Raw genomic sequence first — 18551 nt, 5'->3', positions numbered from 1 at the left:
AATTGGCATCGTCCACACGGCAGCCTAAAGTCCAAACCACCCATCAGTCGCCTCGATATAACCCTGGACAACCTGTTGAGGCTCCACAGCTAGCGTGCGCAGGACGAAGAGTTCTCCTTTGGCTCATCGAGGAAAGCGGGGCTCACCTCCAGGACTGACTCTAGCGCTGGCCGAGCGGATTCTGCCCGTAGGTTACTGTTAATTACCTTCCGCCCCGAGCGGCGATGGGCAAACCTCACGAAGGGCGATTTTGTCGAAGGCAGGGCTAAAGCGTCCTGCCACGAGTTTCGTCTCGTCTATTGAGGGCGGAGCATGTTTTTCTCGCCAGGGAACCGAAAACTCGGCTCCCTTTGGAAAAGCGGTACAATCAAAGGAGGACGTCAGATGAGTGACAAGCAAGCGAATCCAGACCGACAACCGAACCGGCGCGACATTTTGCTGACCGGAGGTTCTGTGCTCGCCATTTCAGCTGTCGCATCCGGAATAGCCACGAGCGCGAAAGCTCAAGCAGCCGGCGCAAAACCCAACATCCTCGTCATTTTCGGCGATGACGTCGGGTATTGGAACGTCAGCGCCTACAACCGGGGCATGATGGGCTATCGCACGCCAAACATTGATCGCATCGCGAAAGAGGGCGCGATCTTCACCGACCACTACGCGCAGCAGTCCTGCACCGCAGGTCGTGCGGCGTTCATCACAGGCCAGTCGTGCTTCCGCACCGGCCTGCTGAAAGTAGGCCTGCCGGGTGCCAAGGAAGGGCTGTCGGAGAAGGACCCGACGCTCGCCGAACTGCTCAAGCCGCAGGGCTATGTTACCGGGCAATTCGGCAAAAACCATCTCGGCGATCGAAACGAGCACCTGCCAACCGTTCACGGCTTCGATGAATTCTTCGGCAATCTCTATCACCTCAATGCCGAGGATGAGCCGGAGCATCCCGACTACCCGAAAAACCCCGAGTTCAAGGCTAAGTTCGGTCCGCGCGGCGTGATGAAATGCAAGGCCAGTGCAACGGACGATCCTACCGAGGATCCGCGCTTCGGGCGGGTAGGCAAACAGGAGGTCGAGGACACCGGCCCGCTGACGAAGAAGCGCATGGAAACCGTGGACGAAGAGTTCCTCGGCAGCGCGCTCAACTTCATCGACCGCTCGAACGCCGACGGGAAGCCGTTCTTCTGCTGGTTCAATTCGACCCGGACCCACATCTACACGTTTCTCAAGGAGGCGTCGAAGGGCAAAACCGGCTTGGGCATCTATGCGGACGCCATGACGGAGATGGATGGCATGGTCGGCCAGCTTCTGGGCAAGCTCGATGACCTCGGCATCACCGACAACACCATCGTCCTTTGGACGACCGACAACGGCGCGGAGGTTTTCTCGTGGCCGGACGGCGGCACCACGCCCTTCAAAGGCGAGAAGAACACAAATTGGGAAGGTGGCTACCGGGTGCCGTGCATGATGCGCTGGCCAGGCGTCATCAAGCCGGGAACCGAGATCAACCATATAACGTCGCACGAAGATTTCGTTCCGACGCTGGTCGCCGCCGCAGGCGAACCAGACGTGACTGCTAAGCTGTTGAACGGATACGATGCCGCGGGCAAGAGCTTCAAAGTGCATCTGGATGGCTACAACCAACGCGACGTGTTGGCCGGCGAAGGCGAAGGCAAGCGCCACGAATACTTCTACTGGACTGATGACGGCAACCTCGCCGGCCTGCGTTACGAACGCTGGAAGATGGTGTTCCTCGAGCAGCGCGAGGAGGGGCTTGCCGTGTGGGAGAACCCGCTGATTCCACTCCGGTTCCCGAAGCTCTTCGACATCAAGGGTGACCCGTTCGAACGGGCGCAGACGGACGCCGGGGAATATGACAGATGGCGTGTCGAGCACGCCTTCGCGCTCGTGCCGGCGCAGGCTTATGTCGCCAAACACCTGCAGACCTATGTCGAGTTCCCGCCGCGGCAGAAGCCCGGCAGCTTCTCGCTCGACCATGTCCTGGCGAAACTGCAGGAGGGTGGCAGAAACTGAGTCTTCGCTTTCTGAATAGGCCGCGCTCGCCCTATCGGCAGGCGCGGCCTCCAAGCTAACTCGGAGCAGTTCAATGGCAGTCGCGAACAACAATCCTTCGACCGAGACCATTGCTCAGAGGGCAAAGAACGAGTTGCGCGAGTATGCGCTGCTGTCCTTGTATCTATTCGTCTGCTTTGGTGCGCTCATTCTGTACAAGGCAGCGATCCTTGGCGAGGAGGGCATCAGCTATTTGCCATCAGGGCTGGCGGCCATCAAGGCACTGATCCTGGCGAAGTTCATAATGCTCGGACAGATGATCCGACTGGGAGACCGGCACGAAGGAGGTAGGATCGCCTACGTCGTGGCCTACAAGGCGTTGCTCTATCTGATCCTGCTTGTCGTTCTCTCGGTGGTCGAGGAGGTCGTCGTCGGGCTGGTTCACGGCCGAACGGTCACTGCATCGCTCGCCGAGTTCGGGGGCGCCAAGCTGCCGCAGACGCTCGCGACAAGTCTGATCATGCTGCTGATACTGATCCCCTACGTGGCATCCAGAGAACTGAACGTCGCCCTGGGAGAGGGCAGGCTGTGGGCGTTGCTGTTCGAACATCGTCCCGCTCAAATTGCAGATAGCAAAGGTGTCAAGCGATGACCGTTCTCGCTCGCGCTGCCAGGCGCTATTTGCTGCCCCTTTTTCTGGTGATGACGATTGCGCCTTCCGCGCAAGGCGCGGAAGTACTCGCGTCATGGAACGAAGGCGAGGCGAAGCAATCGATCGTGCGGTTCGTCGAAAGGGTGACCAAGGGAGGTTCGGCGGATTTCGTGCCCGTCCCCGAACGCATCGCGGTGTTCGACAATGACGGGACGCTGTGGGGCGAACAGCCTATGTATTTTCAGCTTCTGTTCGCGCTCGACCGGGTCAAGGCGCTCGCTCCCTACCATCCCGAATGGAACACGCAGGAGCCCTTTGCCTCGCTGTTGAAGGGCGATGTGAAAGCAGCACTTGCTGGCGGAGAACACGCGATCCTGGAGATCGTAATGGCCGCGCATTCGGGCATGACCACCGACGAGTTCGAACAGATCGTCCGCGGCTGGTTTGCGAGCGCAAAACATCCGAAGACAGGCAAGCCCTACACGGAGATGATCTACCAGCCGATGTTGGAGCTGCTGGACTATTTGCGCGCCAACGGGTTCAAGACATTCATAGCCTCGGGCGGCGGCATCGAGTTCGTGCGAGTATTCAGCGAGCAGGTTTACGGCATTCCGCCCGAGCAGGTGATCGGCAGCAGCGGCAAAATGAAATTCGAGTTGAAAGGCGACCAGATGGTTCTCAACAAGCTGCCGGAAGTTGATTTCATTGACGACAAGGCGGGCAAGCCGGTGGCCATCCAAAAGCATATTGGGCGGCGGCCGATCGCGGCCTTCGGCAATTCCGACGGCGATCTACAGATGCTGCAATGGACCTGCGCCGGACCAGCCCCGCGCTTCTGCCTCTATGTCCATCATACAGACGCGGAGCGCGAATGGGCCTACGACCGGCAGTCGAGCATCGGCCGTCTGGACAAGGGTCTCGACGCCGCAGCCGATTCTGGTTGGACGGTTGTCGATATGAAGAAGGATTGGAACCGGGTGTTCGCCTTCGAGAAGTAAGGAGTTGGAGCAAGAGATGAGTGGAGTTGTCAAACGCCAGGCTCAATCTACCCAGGTCGAAGAGCCGTTCCTGAACATGGTCTGGATTCCTGACGGTACATTCCTCATGGGATCGGACAAGCACTATCCCGAAGAAGCCCCGGCGCATAGCGTGACGGTGGGCGGCTTCTGGATGGACGCCTGCACCGTCACCAACCGCGAGTTCGCTCGCTTCGTCGATGCAACTGGTTACGTCACCTCGGCCGAACGTCCCGTAAATCCCGACGATTATCCCGGAGCGAAGCCGGACATGCTGGCGCCATCGTCCGTGGTGTTCAGCAAGGCCAAACAACGTGTCGATCTCCGCGATCATTACAATTGGTGGGTGTACGCGCGCGGCGCCAACTGGCGCCATCCGCGCGGGCCGGCGAGTTCGATCAAGCGGCTGGCCGACCATCCGGTCGTGCATGTGAACTTTGAGGATGCCGAAGCCTATGCATCGTGGGCGGGCAAGGAATTGCCCACCGAGGCCGAGTGGGAATTCGCGGCGCGTGGCGGGCTCGACGCGGCCGAATTTGTCTGGGGCGATGAAATGGCGCCCGATGGCCGCCACATGGCTAATATCTGGCAAGGCGAGTTCCCATGGCAGAATCTCTGCGAGGACGGCTACGAGGGGACGTCACCCGTCGCCGCCTTTGCCGCCAACGGCTACGGCCTCTACGACATGGCTGGCAATGTCTGGCAGTGGACCACGGACTGGTACCAGGAACACGGCAAGATCGACAGCCCGTGCTGCACGGTTGACAACCCCCGCGGTGCCAAACGGGACGACAGCCTCGATCCACGGCAGCCGCAGATCAGAATCCCACGCAAGGTGATGAAAGGCGGATCGCATCTTTGCGCGCCCAACTATTGCCGGCGCTACCGTCCGGCCGCCCGAATGGCTCAGCCGATCGACACGTCGACGTGCCATTTAGGTTTCCGCTGCATTGTACGCAGAACGTGACAAATACTGCTAAAAAGGCCCGGCCCTAAGGCTTGCCGAGACAGAGACAGACAGGGAGGATCGAAGCATGACGCACAATGAGATGTTGAAGGTCGGCGCTGCGGCGCTGGTGCTGCTGCTTGCCGGGCCTGGTTCGGCGTACCCTGTCCTTGCACAAGAACAGGTCGCGGCGGCTGACGCTTCGAGCGATGCGGCTGCGACCTCACCCGAGCCGTTGAGCGCGGACGAGATGGAGGTGCTTGTGGCGCGCATCGCGCTCTATCCGGACGAGCTGATCGCGGTGATCACGGCGGCAGCGCTCTATCCGCTAGAGATCGTCGAGGCGGCGCGCTTCCTCGACCGTTACGAGAAAGACAAGAGCCTGAAACCCAAGGACAGCTGGGACGGCTCCGTGGTGTCGCTGCTCAATTACCCGGGCATCGTCAAGATGATGAGCGACGACCTCGAATGGACGCAGACGCTCGGCGATGCCATCGCCTACCAGCAGAAGGACGTGCTGGTTGCCATCCAGCAGCTGCGCGACGAGGCGGTCGCCAAGGGCGTCATCAAGAGCGACGACAAGATCCAGGTGGTCAAGGAGAACGACAATTTCGTCATCAAGTCGGCGAGCCCCGAAGTGATCTACGTCCCGCAATATCGGCCGCAGATGTTTTATGAGCCGGATTACGTGTGGGAACCGATCCGCTATTATCCCGATCCTTACCCATATTATGTGTATCCGGGGGCGACATTCTTCGCCGGGGCGGTGACCGGCGCCATCTGGGCCGCCGCCGTCGACTGGGATGATTGGGGGGTGTGGGGCGGCCGCTGGAACGGCAACGACATCGACATCGATTGCAACAACTGCTTCAACAACCGCCACTTCAACGGCAAGATCAACTTCAACGACGTGGACTGGAAAAACATCGATCGCGACAAGATCAATATCGACCGCAACCAGTTCAACAAGTTCGACCAGACCAACATCAAGAACCGGATCGAGAAGAATGGCGACAACGCCATCCGCGACCGCGCCCGCGACATCAAGAAGAACGACAAACTCGCCAACAGGGTGCCGGGCAAGACGGCTGCAACGAGAGACATCCGCAAGAGCACGCTCGACAGGCTGAAGGCCAAGCCCGCCAACGTGACCCGCCCCGCCAACAAGCCCAACATCCAGAAACCTGCGGCCAGGCCTACTGCCAATCGCCCGGCGGCGAAGCCGGCCAAGGTGAACCGTCCGGCTGGCAAGTCGAAACCCGCAGCCAGGGTCGACAACCGTCCGAAGAAGCCTTCGGGGCTTGGCAACGTCAATCGCGGCAAGGCGACCAAGGTAAGCTCCAACCGCGGCCACCAATCGATGGGTGGCGGCAGCCGTGGCGGCGGTCATAAGCAGATCAAGCGCTCCAGTGGCGGACGCCGGCGTTAACGGAACGGGAGGACAGGATCATGATACAGATGTTCAGCACCACCCGTCACACGGGAATTTTGCATACGATCCTTCTCCGCTCTGTCTGTGCCGTGGCGCTTGCAGTGGGCATCGCTGTCCCGCAGCCGGCATCCGCGCAGGACGCGCCGCAAGCGCCGGAGATCACTGCGTTTGCGGCCGCCGCCGAGCCGCCCGTCTTCGACACGCCGGAAGCGGCTGTCGAGGCGTTCAAGAAGGCGCTGGACCACGCCGGCAACGGTGCGGTTGCGGCCCTTCTCGGCCTCGATGCGGAAAAGCTGAAGGCCGACGAGAACTCGGACGAGACGCTGGCGGCGATCAAGGAGGGTGTGGCCAAGCAGCTTGTCCTCGATGGCGAGGGCGACCGCCGCACCCTGCAGATCGGCGACAAGCTGTGGCCGCTGCCTTTTCCGATCGTCAAGGGCGAGGATGGCAAGTGGGCTTTCGACACCTATGCCGGCCTCGAAGAGATCGTGAACCGGTATGTCGGCGAGAACGAGCTCACCGCGATCGAGACGATGCGCGCCTATGTCGACGCGCAGGAGGACTATGCATCGCAGGACCGCGACGAGGATGGCGTGGAGGAGTTCTCGCAGAAACTGATAAGCTCGGAAGGCACGACCGACGGCCTCTACTGGCCGACCGACGACACCAACGGCGAGAGCCCGGCCGGGGACGCCGTTAGTGAAGCCGAGCTCGAGGACGCGGCCAAGGGCGAAGGCTATTTCGGCTACAAGTACAAGATTCTGACTGGCCAGGGCGACCATATCGCCGGCGGCGCCTACGACTACGTCATAAACGGCAACATGATCGCCGGCTTCGGCCTCATCGCCTGGCCTGCCAAATACGGCGAGACAGGCGTAAAAACCTTCGCCGTCAACCAGCACGGCGTGGTTTACGAGACCGATCTCGGGCCAACCACCGAGCAGATCGTCAAATACATCGACCGCTTCAACCCGGACGATACCTGGCAGGTCGTGGCCGACTGAGAGAAAATCGTTCTAGTTGTCTGCGGACAATATCGTCGACGCGCGCGACTCTGGGCGGAGGCGGTCTCCGCCTCGGCGCTGCATCGCGCGCAAGGATAAGCCCGTTCGCAAGACGTCGACTTCTTGATTGGCTCGCTGAGAAAAGCCGGCCTCACCATCGCGGACTGACTGCAATTCTGCGAGTAGGATACAGTTTTACGTTCCGCACGGAGCGGCAATGCCGTAACGTCACCTGGGGTGAAACAAGCCTGGAGGTGACTGGCATGAAAACCAACAGACGATCTTTCATAGGTCAAGCATTGGTCGGGAGCTTTGCGGCACCTCTCGCGGCGCTGGTTCTGGCGATTGGCCTGGGAGCGCCCGCAAGGGCCGACGAGGCGGCGGCCAAGAGCATGCTCAAGGCCATGTCAGATTATCTGACCGCGCAGACGACCATATCGTTCGGATACGACACCAATCTCGAGGTCGTCACCAAGGATCACCAGAAGCTGCTGCTGGCGAGTTCGGGCATGATGGGTCTCAGCCGGCCCGACAAGTTCCGCGGCAGCCGCCACGGCGGGTTTGCCAATGTCGAAATGGTCTTTGACGGCAAGACGCTGACGCTGCTGGGCAAGGACGCCAATCTCTACACGCAGGTCGATATCCCCGCACGCTCGATCACCTGGTCGACGAGCTGCGGAACAAATACCAGAGGCCAGTCCCCGGCGCCGATCTTCTGCTGTCGAACGTCTACGACGAGTTGATGCGCGACGTCACCGACGTCAAGGATCTCGGCAGCGGCGTGATCGGCGGCACGGAGTGCGATCATCTGGCGTTCCGGGCCAAGGAAGTCGATTGGCAGATATGGATCGCGCAAGGTGAGCATCCCTATCCTTGCCGTTATGTCATCACGTCCAACGCAGTCGACCAGGGTCCGCAATACAGCATCCAGATCAGCGACTGGAAAACCGGCGCTGATGTTGCCGCGGAAGATTTTGCCTTCAAGGCGCCTGCCGGCGCCAAGAAGGTCGATCTGAAGGAACTTGTCGACTTCGATGAACTGCCCACACATCTTGCACCAGGAGGTGGCCAATGACCGTGTCAAGTAAACTGAGAATTCTCCTGCTCGCCGGAGCCGTTGGACTGTTCGGGCTTGAAGCCTCGGAGCAGCTAGCGCTTCCCGGCTTTAGCGGCCTTGTCTCCAGCGCCGAGGCCAGGGTCGGGCGTCCGCTGACGCCGGTCAGTGTCGCTGGGGCGGCGCGGCGCACGGTACGGCGCTGCGCGGCAGGTGTGTACTGTTGAGTTCGCGGCTAGCGTTGATAGCGATGCCGGTTGTTTGGTTACTTGCGGCAGCTGCCGTCATCGAGGCCGCCATGGGTGTGGCCCTGATCGTCGTTCCGAGCACGGTCGCCGTGTTGTTGCTCGGCGACGGTCTGACCGGTACGGGGCTGACAGTCGCCCGCGTAACCGGCGTCGCGCTGCTCGCTCTGGCAGTAAGTAGCTGGATGGGCCGGCAGGATCAGGGAAGGAGTTCGCCGCTGGCGGGCATGCTGACCTACAACGTCCTTGCCGCCATCTATCTCGCCTATCTCGGGATGGAAGGTGCCCAGGTCGGAAAACTATTGTGGCCGACGGTTGTTCTCCATGCCGCGCTGGGCCTGCTTTTTGTTCACGCCTGGTTTTCGTTCCAACCTGGATCACCGCGGAAATTCTGAGGAGGTAGCCCATGAGATCCCCCAACGAATTCCGCCTGTAGGATACAGTTAGTTACGTTCCGTGCAGCCGAACAATGCGCGAACCTCACCCAAAGGGCAGGCAAAGCCCCTCGGAGCGGCCAGCCCGGCTGGTTTCGCGACCTTCCTATTAGGTGGGAGCACTATGAGAGCTCTAGCGCTGAGAAACTCCGGCGTTGTCTGGCTAACCCTGATGGCGGGGATGGTGGCCCCGGCTTCGGAAGCAGTCGCGTGCGGCTATGACAGCCCGCAGTCGGTTTCGCGCGGCGTTTTGAACTGGGCCTATCCGGATTCGCTTCACGTCATCGGTGCCATATCGCGGGAAGTCGCGGCGCGGCGGTTGCCCTTAGCGAATTTCAATCGGGCCGGAGTAGATTTGTTCGGGCAGCGATTTCGCGCCACGCAGACGGCGCTCACCGAGCTCGCCGAATTGCTCCGCGCCACGTCATCCGAGCCATCGCAGCCAGCCTTTTCCCTTGTCCTTGTCGAGCCGGTGCTTTGGACCCGCTTCGAGCCGAGCGTCGATGGCCTGCATGCCAAGGTCCATGTTGCCTCGCCCGAACCGGGCGATCTGGTCCTCGTAACCGGCGAGGCAGTCATCAGCGAGATCGCGCTCGGCCGGCTTACTGTCGGCGATGCCGCCAGGATCGGCCTCATTCGCTTCTACGGATCTGAGAAGCAGAAGTCGGACTTCATCGGCACCTATCGACACGTCGGAGGCCAACCTATTGCCAAGTGGGGCGCGAGCCATGCGGCGATGCCGCCAGCCGCCCAGCTCATCACTGACGCAGTTCAACCTTCAGGAGGGAATCCATGACCAAGACATTGCTGTACGGGACGGCACTAGCAAGCCTGATGGGCTTTGCGCTTCCGGCGCTTGCGCAGGACGCCGGGGCCCTGGACAAGGGAACGGCGGATGCCGCTCACCAGCGCCCGCCGGCCTACTCGCCTTACGCGGAGCGCGACTTCCCGACGCGCCCGTTCTTCGGCGATACGCATCTGCACACCGCGTTTTCCATGGATGCTGGCGCATTCGGCGCCAAGCTTACACCGCGGGACGCTTACCGCTTCGCCAGGGGCGAGGAGGTTACCTCATCCACCGGCCAGCCGGTGAAGCTTTCGCGGCCGCTCGACTTTCTCGTGGTCGCCGATCACTCCGATAATATGGGCTTCTTCCCTGATCTTTTCTCCGGCAAGCCTAACCTGCTCGCCGATCCGACCGGCAAGAAATGGTACGACTTGATACAATCTGGCAAAGGCGGGGAGGCAGCGATGGACATCATCGTGTCCTTCTCGCAAGGGACGTTTCCGAAGGATCTCATGTATTTCCCGGGCACCACCGCCTACAAGGGCGCGTGGCAGGAAACGATCGCCGCCGCGGAGGATTACAACAATCCCGGTCTGTTCACCGCCTTCATCGGCTTTGAGTGGACGTCGAACACCGGCGGCAACAATCTGCACCGCAATGTCATATTCCGCGACAATGGCGACAAGGCAAGCCAGGTCGAGCCGTTTACCGTCTATCCGCCTTACGGCAGCGACAACCCGGTCGATTTGTGGAAATGGATGGGCGCCTATGAGGCGAAGACCGGTGGCAACGTGCTGGCGATCGCGCATAACGGCAATCTGAGCAACGGCACGATGTTTCCCACCGTCGAGCAGTTCGGCAAGCCGGTGGACCGCGAATATGCCGAGCAGCGGGCGAAATGGGAGCGGCTCTACGAGACATCGCAAACCAAGGGCACCGGCGAGGCGCATCCGTTCCTCTCACCCAACGACGAGTTCGCCAGTTTCGAGATTTGGGACAAGGGCAATCTCGACGGCAGCGTTGCCAAGACCAAAGAGATGCTCGAGTTCGAGTATGCCCGCTCGGCCTACAAGAACGGATTGAAGCTCGAGCGCGAGCTCGGCGCCAATCCTTATAAGTTCGGCCTCGTCGCCAGCACCGATGCGCATACCGGCCTGACCGCCGTGGAGGAGGACAATTTCTTCGGCAAGACCGTGCCTCAGGAGCCGAGCCCGGAACGCATAGGGGCGACCTTCATCAACAATGCCAAGACCGGCGTGAAAATCATGGACTGGGAGGTCGGGGCTTCCGGCTACGCAGCCGTCTGGGCCAAGGAAAACACCCGCGCGTCGATCTGGGATGCCATGCAGCGCAAGGAAACCTACGCCACCACTGGCCCGCGCATGCTGGTCCGCTTCTTCGGCGGCTGGGAGTTTGAAAGCAAGGATGCGCAAAATCGCCTGCCTGGGCAGATCGGCTACACCAAAGGCGTGCCGATGGGCGGCGATCTTCGCGACGCGCCGGAACGCAAAAAACCGACCTTCCTCGTCGCCGCCCTGAAGGATCCGCTAGGCGCCAATCTCGACCGCTACCAGATCGTCAAGGGCTGGCTCGCGGCGGACGGCACGCTGAACGAGAAGGTCTACGACGTGGCGTGGTCCGGCGACCGGCAGCCCGATGCGGGCACGGGCAAGGTGCCCTCGGTCGGCGACACGGTGGATGCGGCGAACGCCACCTGGACCAATACGATCGGCTCCCCGGAGCTCAGCGCGGTGTGGGAGGACCCGGATTTCGACGCGAGCCAGCCCGCCTTCTACTATGGACGGGTGATCGAGATCCCGACCCCGCGCTGGACCGCCTACGACGTCAAGCGGTTCGGTGTAAAGGCCCTGCCAGGCACGGCGATGACCATCACCGAACGGGCCTACACCTCGCCGATTTGGTACACGCCAGGCACTTGAGGAAGGAAGCGACGCATCAAGACACGGTAGACGCCCAGAGGCGTCTGCCTACTGCTCGCCACTCGCCAAGGCGGCACCAACTCATCGACACCGCCTAGCTAGCAAGGACGCCGCCCAATGAAACTTTTTCATGAACCATTGCTGCATTTTGTCGTGGCGGGCACCGTGCTGTTCGCTGCCTTTGCATGGCTTGGCGACAGCGAAGAGCGGACGAAAAGCATCGAGCCGGTGCGTGTCGGCGACGGCGAGCTGAAGTGGCTCACCGAAACTTTCAAGGGCCAGTGGCAGCGTCCCCCGGACGGCCAGGAGCTGCAAGCCTTGATTGCTGAGTTGATAAAAGAGGAACTATTCGCTCGCGAGGCGCGGGAAATGGGTCTCGAAGAGCACGACACGATTGTCAGGCGCCGGCTGGCCCAGAAACTGGAGTTCCTGCTCAAGGACACTGCCAAGGTCGTCGAGCCGACGGTAGCCGATCTTAGAAAATACTATGAAGCCAATCTCGACCTGTTCCGCGTCGCAAGCAGGGCCAGTTTCCAACAGGTCTATTTCAATCCGGACGGCCGCAAGGACGCCGCCGCCGATGCGGCCGATATGCTCGAACGGCTCCAGGCCGGCGATGCCGGCGACGTGGCCGAATTCGGCGACAGATTTCTGCTCGGCACCGAATTCAAGAACCTCGGCGAACAGGAGGCGACCGGGATGCTCGGCGAGGAGCTTTCGCGCGAGATCTACGCCGCGAGAACGGGAAGCTGGGCCGGTCCGTTCAAGTCCGGCTATGGCTACCACCTGATCAATGTCTCCGAGCGGAACGAACAGGGTTCGCGTCCTTTCGAAGAGGCGCGTGAGGCCGTGTCAGCCGAATGGCTCAGAGATCGCCAGGACGAAGTCAGCCGCGACTACATTGCACGGCTGCGCGAGAAATACGGTGTCGTCTATGGTGACGAGGTGGCGAAGCTGCTTTCTCCTGGCCCGAAAGCCGATGTGGCGTCGCGATGAGCCCGGTCCGTTTCCTAGCCTTACTCCTGCGGTTCGGGCGCGCTGCATTGCTTTTGGTTGCGGCATGCGTTGTGGCCTCCCCGGCCCTGACACACGAGATGCGCCCGGCGTTTCTAGAGCTTCGAGAGGAAAACCCGGGTGAGTTCAGCGTAACCTTCAAGACACCGATGCAGGGCGATTTCAGGCTCGCGCTTTCGCCGCGCTTTTCTGGCGCGGTCGAGAATCTGACGCCGGTGGTTTCGCGCGCGACGGGCGACGCCATGGTTCAGACGTGGCGGATTGCAGCGATCGAACCGCTCGCCGGCCAGAAAGTGAGCATCGAGGGCCTATCGCAGACCATGACCGACGCGCTGGTGCGCATCGAGTTCGCCGATGGCGGCACATGGGTCGAGCGGCTCACCCCTAGCGCGCCCGACATGGCGATCCCCGCGACGCAGAACCCTTGGGAGGTCGCCGCGACCTATTTTCGCCACGGCATCGAGCACATCGCCTCCGGCATCGACCACCTCCTGTTCGTCGCCGCGCTGATGTTGATCGTGCGCGGCTGGCGACGGATAGTCGAGACGATCACCGCGTTCACCGTCGCCCATTCGATCACGCTGACTCTCGCCACCATCGGTTGGATCACTTTGCCGTCGGCGCCGGTGGAGGCAATGATCGCCCTCAGCATCCTGCTTGTCGCGACCGAAATCGTTAGGATGGAGCGCGGGCAGTCGAGCCTGACCATCCAATGGCCTTGGGTCGTCGCCTTCGCTTTCGGCCTGCTGCACGGCTTCGGCTTCGCCGGCGCCCTGGTTGATCTTGGGCTGCCGCGCGGCGATATTCCGCTCGCTTTGCTGTCGTTCAATACCGGCGTTGAAATCGGGCAGCTCCTATTCATCGCGGCGATCCTGCTCGCCGTTCATTCGATACGGCGCATCATCACGATACCGCGGCGAGCTATCGTCGCTTCGGCCTATGTGATCGGAACCGTCGCGGCGTTCTGGAGCATCGAGCGGCTGGACGCGATGTTTCTATGAGGGAGGCATGAACACATGCGTGATCGGTCCAGGCGGCAGCGGTCTTCTGCGAGTCAGAGTTGAGTCATGTCTTCTACAGATGTGACCGGCTCATCTCGACCCGCACGCTGGGGCTTGGCCGCGAAGCTGTTTACAACCCTCGTCCTGCTCGGCGCTATCGCGGTGCTGGTGACCGGGGTGCTCGGTTACTTCCGCGCACAGAATGCTCTCGAAAAGGCAGTCTTCGACCAGCTCACGGCCGCCCGCCAGACCAAGACGCGCCAGGTTGAAACCTACTTCCGCACGATACAGGCCGATCTGCGGCTGCTCGCCACCTCCAAGATGGTGGTCGATGCGACGCGCGAGTTCCGGATCGCAGTCGACCAGCTCGACCGGGCGGGTGTGCCGCCCGAACTGCAGAAGAAGGTCGGCGACTGGTACGTCGCGAACTTCATTCCCCAAATGACGCGCATCCTGGGCAGGGAACCAGCCCTGTCGGACTACCTGCCAGTCGGTGGCGCCCCCTACCATCTGCAGTATCACTACATTGTGGAAAATCCGAACCCGGCGGAGCGGCGCAAGCTTCTGGACGATGCCGGCGACGGGAGCGACTACAGCAGGCTGCACGCCGTGTATCATCCATTGATGCGCGCCGCGGCTACGACCGTCGGCTTTTTCGATTTCATGATCGCCGATCCCAAATCCGGTCGCCTGATCTACACCGTCCAGAAGGAGGCCGACTTCACCACGTCCCTCCAGTTCGGTCCGTACCGCCGCTCCAACGCCGCCGCCGTCGTCGCCCGCTGCGCGGAGAGCGCCGACCGATCGGCCGTCTGTCTCGAGGATTTCGCTCCTTATGCGCCCTCTGGCGGCGCGCCGATTGCCTTCATGGGAGCACCAGTGATCGACCAGGGGATCGTCATCGGCGTGCTGATCGCGCAATTGTCGAACGAGGAGATCGACGACGTCGTGACCGGCGGTCGCCGCTGGCGGCAGGAAGGATTCGGCCACACGGGTGAGGCCTATCTCGTCGGTCCCGATTATCTGGTGCGCTCCGGCCCGCGGGCGTTTTACGAGAATCGAGACGGCTACTTCGCCGAACTAAAGTCCGTCGGCGCCGACGACGAGGAGCTCGACGCAATTCAGCGTTACGGGACTCCGGTGCTGCATCAGCGCATCGACACCAAGGCTACCCAGGCGGCACTGGCCGGTGTCGAGGGTACCGGCGAGATCATCGGATACCGTGGCGTCCCGACGCTCGCTTCGTGGGGGCCGCTGGCGATTCCCGGCGTCAAGTGGGCCCTCGTCGCCAAGATCGACAGCGCCGAGGCCTTCGCGCCGATCGCCCGGCTCCGCCAGGATCTGCTGCTCGTAGGGGGACTGGCGCTGCTGGTGGTGGCCGCCACCGCCGCGTGGCTGTCGCGCGCGCTGCTCGGACCGCTGCGCGAGCTTACTGCCGGAGTAAAACGCTTCGCTGCCGGCGACTACGGGGCCAGCGTGCCAGTGCGCACGCGCGACGAGATCGGCCAGCTGTGCGCAGCTTTCAACGGAATGGTCGAGGAACTGCGTGAAAAGAATGTCGTCATCGAGAACAAGAACCGCGAGAATGAGGAGCTGCTGCTGAACGTCCTGCCGGCGCCGATCGCCAACCGGCTGCGGGCCGGCGAGGACAAGATCGCCGACGGCTTCGCGGAGGTCACGGTGGCCTTCGCCGATCTTGTCGGTTTCACAGCTCTCACATCGGAAATGCCGCCGCAGGAGGTCGTGACGTTTCTCAACGCTCTGTTCACGCGCTTCGATGCCGCGGCCAACGATCTCGGCATCGAGAAGATCAAGACTGTGGGCGATGCCTATATGGCGGTGTGCGGCCTGCCCGTGCCGGTCGCCAACCACGCCGAGCGCATGGTGCGCATGGCCATCCGCATGGTCCACATTACCCGCGAGCACGCCATGGAGCACAACGTCCCGATGAAGCTCAGGGTTGGCGTCAACAGCGGGCCGGTGGTGGCCGGCGTCATCGGCAAAAGCAAGTACATCTACGACCTGTGGGGTGACACGGTGAATCTCGCGAGCCGCATGGAATCAGGTAGCATTCCCGACGCGGTTCAGGTGACGCGGGCCGTCTACGAGCGACTTAAGGACCAGTTCGTTTTCGAGCCGCGCGGCGCTATAGAAGTCAAGGGCAAAGGGAAAGTAGAGGCCTGGCTCTTGAGGTTGTAGAGTCGTGGGCATCAGCCTGAGCCGGCCCCCGTCCAATTATCCGCCTGAATGCTTTAAAAAAATGTAAGCATCCCCGGGGCGTAAAGGGTGATTGGCGGTTCGCCGGATGCTAATGCAAATGGCTCACGAAAGTCAGCAATTGGGTCGGATCGCGACCTTAGCTGCGCACAGCGCAAACGTCAGGCGTTGGCGCAACCTCGGCCGTGGCGTTGACATCAGCGATGTCTGCTTCTGGGGGATGACAAGGGACGCGCCGCTTCACCTGGCACGGCAAAATTCAGCACATCCATCTCGATCCGTTTTAAAAGCCCTATGCGGTGTGGCGACGCATCCCGCCCAGTGCACACGTAGGGCTGTTTCGACTAGACGCTTGAGGCGGCGCCGGAAGACGAATGCGCCAGCGTCGCGTTCGATCTTTTCCAATACAGGAATGCCTCGACCATCATTCTCGTGATCTTCACCATCGTGGTGTTGATGGAGTTCGTGACCGATCGCTTGCGCTCGAAAGTCCAGTAATTGCAGGCTAGACATCTGGGCAAATCGACACGACACGGCTCCGCGCTCTACGGCACGAAGATAAGGAACAGATAGGCGACAAACACAACGAGATGAACGAGCCCCGTCAGCATCGTTGTTCGGCCCGTCCCAAAGCTCACGATGCTGATGGCAAGCGCGAGGATGAGAAGCACGGTATCCCCCGGGCCCAGACCAAGAGTCAGGCTTCGTCCTGTGAGCAGGCTCGCCGCACCGATCGCCGGGATTGTCAGGCCGATTGTGGCGCAGGCCGAGCCGAGGGCGACATTCAGTCCCCGCTGAAGTTCGTTATTGAGCGCTGCCCGAACTGCCGATACCGCCTCCGGCATAAGCACAAGCGTAGCGACGAAGAAGCCCACGATTGCGTCCGCCTGGGTCACTTGAAGAAACTCGAGCCCATTCTCGATGCTGCCAGCCACCTGCTCGGTCAGAAGAACGATACCTGCCAGTCCGACAAATAAAAGGAGCACGCTGGTGGTTACGCTCCCACCCTCAGATACATGCGCCTCATGTTCCGCGCTGGACGTCAGATCCTCGATAAAATCGCCCTTATGGCGCACCATCTGGGCAAAGACGAAGGCACCATAGAGTAGGATTGAAAGAACGCTCACGAAAGCGAGTTGCGATGCGGAGAACGTACCGGGGCTTGTCGCAAGAGTGTAGTTTGGAAGGATCAGCGTAAGAACCGTCAGCGCCATAATGACGGCAAGGGAAGCGCTGGTGCCCTGTCGTTTGATGTCCTGATATCGATGCTTCAGCCCACCCAGGGTGAGGCAGACCCCGACCACACCAGTGCACACGATCATGACCGTGGAAAATACGGACTCGCGTGCCAGCGTCGGGTTGTTCTCGCCATGCAGCATCATCGAAATGATGACCGATGCTTCGATGGCCGTCACCGAAAATGTCAACAGCAGCGTGCCGTAAGGTTCACCGAGCCGCCGTGCGACGGCTTCTGCATGATGCAAAACCACAAACACCGTCGCGAAGATGAAGATAGCGACCACGATCAACGCAAGGATCTTGATCGAAAGCAGCGAATGCTCGATCGACGCGGCGCCGAAATGCATCAGTGCGGCCAAACCCAAGGAGCCGATCGGGAACAGATATTGGCCGATCGATCGTCGATGAACAGCCAAGACGGATTTCCTTCATCGCCATCGACGGTCGCAGATCGGGTATTAAGGAAACTGACCCAAGCCCACCGTATCAGTGTACTTGCGGCTGCCGGCCCGTTCAATGGCCGTGGCCGATGCCGCATGTGCCGAATCCCAATTAGGCCTTGAGTTTTTGCGCTTGCCGCAATAGCTAGGTGCTACCAGGCCGGGCCCCTCTGGCAGTCCATCAGGACTGTGATGTCGGACTGGAAATTCCAATTCGGGTGGCCTGGCTTTGAGATTTCTTCAGCTGTAGCGGCATTTCTATTGTCATACGCGGTGTCCGCGTTGCTCTACGGTTACGCTCGCAAGCCGCGTCACCCCTAGCTGAACGCAAGGGTGCCGTATGACAGAATTTTTCAGTCCCGAAGCAATGACCGCCCTGTTGCAGGTCATCATGATCGACCTGGTGCTGGCAGGTGACAACGCCATCGTTATCGGCCTTGCCGCTGCCGGATTGCCCAAAGAGCAGCGCAGAAATGCAATCGTCGTTGGTATAATCGCAGCGGCCGTTCTGCGCATCGGCTTTGCGGCCGCGACAACCCAACTCCTGCAGATCGTCGGCTTGCTGTTGGCTGGCGGTATATTGCTGTTGTGGGTGTGCTGGAAGATGTGGCGCGAACTCCGGCATAACCATGCGCAGGAAAAACAGGCGATTGAAGCGCTTTCGGAAAGTGACGTCGACTACGATGGCATCGTAGCGGGCAAAGCTCCACACAAGACCCTGGCGCAGGCAACCTGGCAGATCATCATCGCCGACGTCTCGATGTCGCTCGACAATGTTCTGGCGGTAGCGGGTGCTGCGCGCGAACATCCGAACGTGCTGATCTTCGGCCTTGTCCTCTCCGTCGCGCTGATGGGCATTGCAGCAAACCTCATTGCCAATCTGCTTCAGAAGCATCGCTGGATTGCCTATGTCGGGCTGGTGGTCATCCTCTACGTAGCTGGCGACATGATCTATCGAGGTGCGCTTGAACTTCTGCCTCACGTCACGGGCGCTTGAGAAGCAAAGAGTGTGGGCCGGGCCGGACGCTGTGGGTGCGGGCCCTTACTGGCGCGAGCGCCCCGGCGGGTTTATCCGGGTAATATACGGGGGCTTTTAATGTAATTGGACAATAGGCTGGGGGGAAGAGGT

Annotated in this window: 15 protein-coding genes and 1 pseudogene; 15 read left to right on the top strand and 1 reads right to left on the bottom strand. The window is 61.0% G+C overall.

What is annotated here, in order from left to right; translation table 11 throughout:
• The first annotated feature begins 384 nt into the window (after positions 1-384).
• The 14 genes and pseudogenes from NKH12_RS26365 (at position 385) to NKH12_RS26300 (ending at position 15725) form a co-directional block, all read left to right on the top strand.
• Complete coding sequence (locus tag NKH12_RS26365; protein WP_352955824.1) at positions 385-2022, top strand: arylsulfatase; 1638 nt, start codon at positions 385-387, stop codon at positions 2020-2022.
• Positions 2023-2095: 73 nt separating this feature from the next.
• Positions 2096-2653, top strand: coding sequence for a hypothetical protein (locus NKH12_RS26360; protein WP_352955823.1), 558 nt, complete (start codon positions 2096-2098; stop codon positions 2651-2653).
• Complete coding sequence (locus NKH12_RS26355; RefSeq protein ID WP_352955822.1) at positions 2650-3651, top strand: HAD family hydrolase; 1002 nt, start codon at positions 2650-2652, stop codon at positions 3649-3651. The genes NKH12_RS26360 and NKH12_RS26355 overlap by 4 nt, the downstream gene beginning before the upstream one ends.
• A gap of 16 nt (positions 3652-3667) precedes the next feature.
• Positions 3668-4636: a formylglycine-generating enzyme family protein gene (locus NKH12_RS26350; protein ID WP_352955826.1), complete on the top strand. Its 969-nt coding sequence runs from the start codon at positions 3668-3670 to the stop codon at positions 4634-4636.
• Between the two features lie 67 nt (positions 4637-4703).
• The gene (locus tag NKH12_RS26345) at positions 4704-6044 is read left to right on the top strand and encodes a DUF3300 domain-containing protein (RefSeq protein ID WP_352955821.1); all 1341 of its coding nucleotides are present in this window, start codon (positions 4704-4706) and stop codon (positions 6042-6044) included.
• Positions 6045-6064: 20 nt separating this feature from the next.
• Positions 6065-7051, top strand: coding sequence for a DUF2950 domain-containing protein (locus NKH12_RS26340; protein WP_352955820.1), 987 nt, complete (start codon positions 6065-6067; stop codon positions 7049-7051).
• A gap of 392 nt (positions 7052-7443) precedes the next feature.
• Positions 7444-8126: pseudogene (locus tag NKH12_RS26335) on the top strand (DUF2092 domain-containing protein).
• Positions 8123-8332 carry a hypothetical protein gene (locus NKH12_RS26330; RefSeq protein WP_352955819.1) on the top strand — a complete coding sequence of 70 codons (210 nt, stop codon included), beginning with the start codon at positions 8123-8125 and terminating at the stop codon, positions 8330-8332. The pseudogene NKH12_RS26335 and the gene NKH12_RS26330 overlap by 4 nt, the downstream one beginning before the upstream one ends.
• 23 nt (positions 8333-8355) lie before the next feature.
• The gene (locus tag NKH12_RS26325) at positions 8356-8745 is read left to right on the top strand and encodes a hypothetical protein (protein WP_352955825.1); all 390 of its coding nucleotides are present in this window, start codon (positions 8356-8358) and stop codon (positions 8743-8745) included.
• 211 nt (positions 8746-8956) lie between these two features.
• Entirely contained in the window at positions 8957-9580 is a 624-nt protein-coding gene (locus NKH12_RS26320; protein WP_352955818.1) for a hypothetical protein, read from the top strand.
• Positions 9577-11511, top strand: coding sequence for a DUF3604 domain-containing protein (locus tag NKH12_RS26315; protein ID WP_352955817.1), 1935 nt, complete (start codon positions 9577-9579; stop codon positions 11509-11511). The genes NKH12_RS26320 and NKH12_RS26315 overlap by 4 nt, the downstream gene beginning before the upstream one ends.
• Positions 11512-11628: 117 nt before the next feature.
• Positions 11629-12507, top strand: a complete 879-nt coding sequence (locus NKH12_RS26310) for a peptidylprolyl isomerase (RefSeq protein ID WP_352955816.1) — start codon at positions 11629-11631, stop codon at positions 12505-12507.
• 98 nt (positions 12508-12605) lie between these two features.
• Positions 12606-13526, top strand: coding sequence for a HupE/UreJ family protein (locus tag NKH12_RS26305; RefSeq protein ID WP_352955815.1), 921 nt, complete (start codon positions 12606-12608; stop codon positions 13524-13526).
• Positions 13527-13592: 66 nt separating this feature from the next.
• The gene (locus tag NKH12_RS26300; RefSeq protein ID WP_352955814.1) at positions 13593-15725 is read left to right on the top strand and encodes an adenylate/guanylate cyclase domain-containing protein; all 2133 of its coding nucleotides are present in this window, start codon (positions 13593-13595) and stop codon (positions 15723-15725) included.
• 563 nt (positions 15726-16288) lie between these two features.
• On the opposite strand, the gene NKH12_RS26295 is transcribed toward NKH12_RS26300, so the two are convergent.
• The gene (locus tag NKH12_RS26295; protein WP_352955813.1) at positions 16289-17398 is read right to left on the bottom strand and encodes a calcium:cation antiporter; all 1110 of its coding nucleotides are present in this window, start codon (positions 17396-17398) and stop codon (positions 16289-16291) included.
• A 364-nt stretch (positions 17399-17762) separates the two neighbouring features.
• On the opposite strand from NKH12_RS26295, the gene NKH12_RS26290 reads away from it, so the two are divergent.
• Complete coding sequence (locus tag NKH12_RS26290; RefSeq protein ID WP_352955812.1) at positions 17763-18419, top strand: TerC family protein; 657 nt, start codon at positions 17763-17765, stop codon at positions 18417-18419.
• Positions 18420-18551 lie beyond the last annotated feature (132 nt).

It is taken from the genome of Mesorhizobium sp. M1322 (assembly GCF_040318085.1).
Taxonomy (GTDB): Bacteria; Pseudomonadota; Alphaproteobacteria; order Rhizobiales; family Rhizobiaceae; genus Mesorhizobium.
The sequence above is the reverse complement of the archived record's forward strand: the minus strand, read 5'-3'. Positions and strand labels throughout refer to the sequence as shown.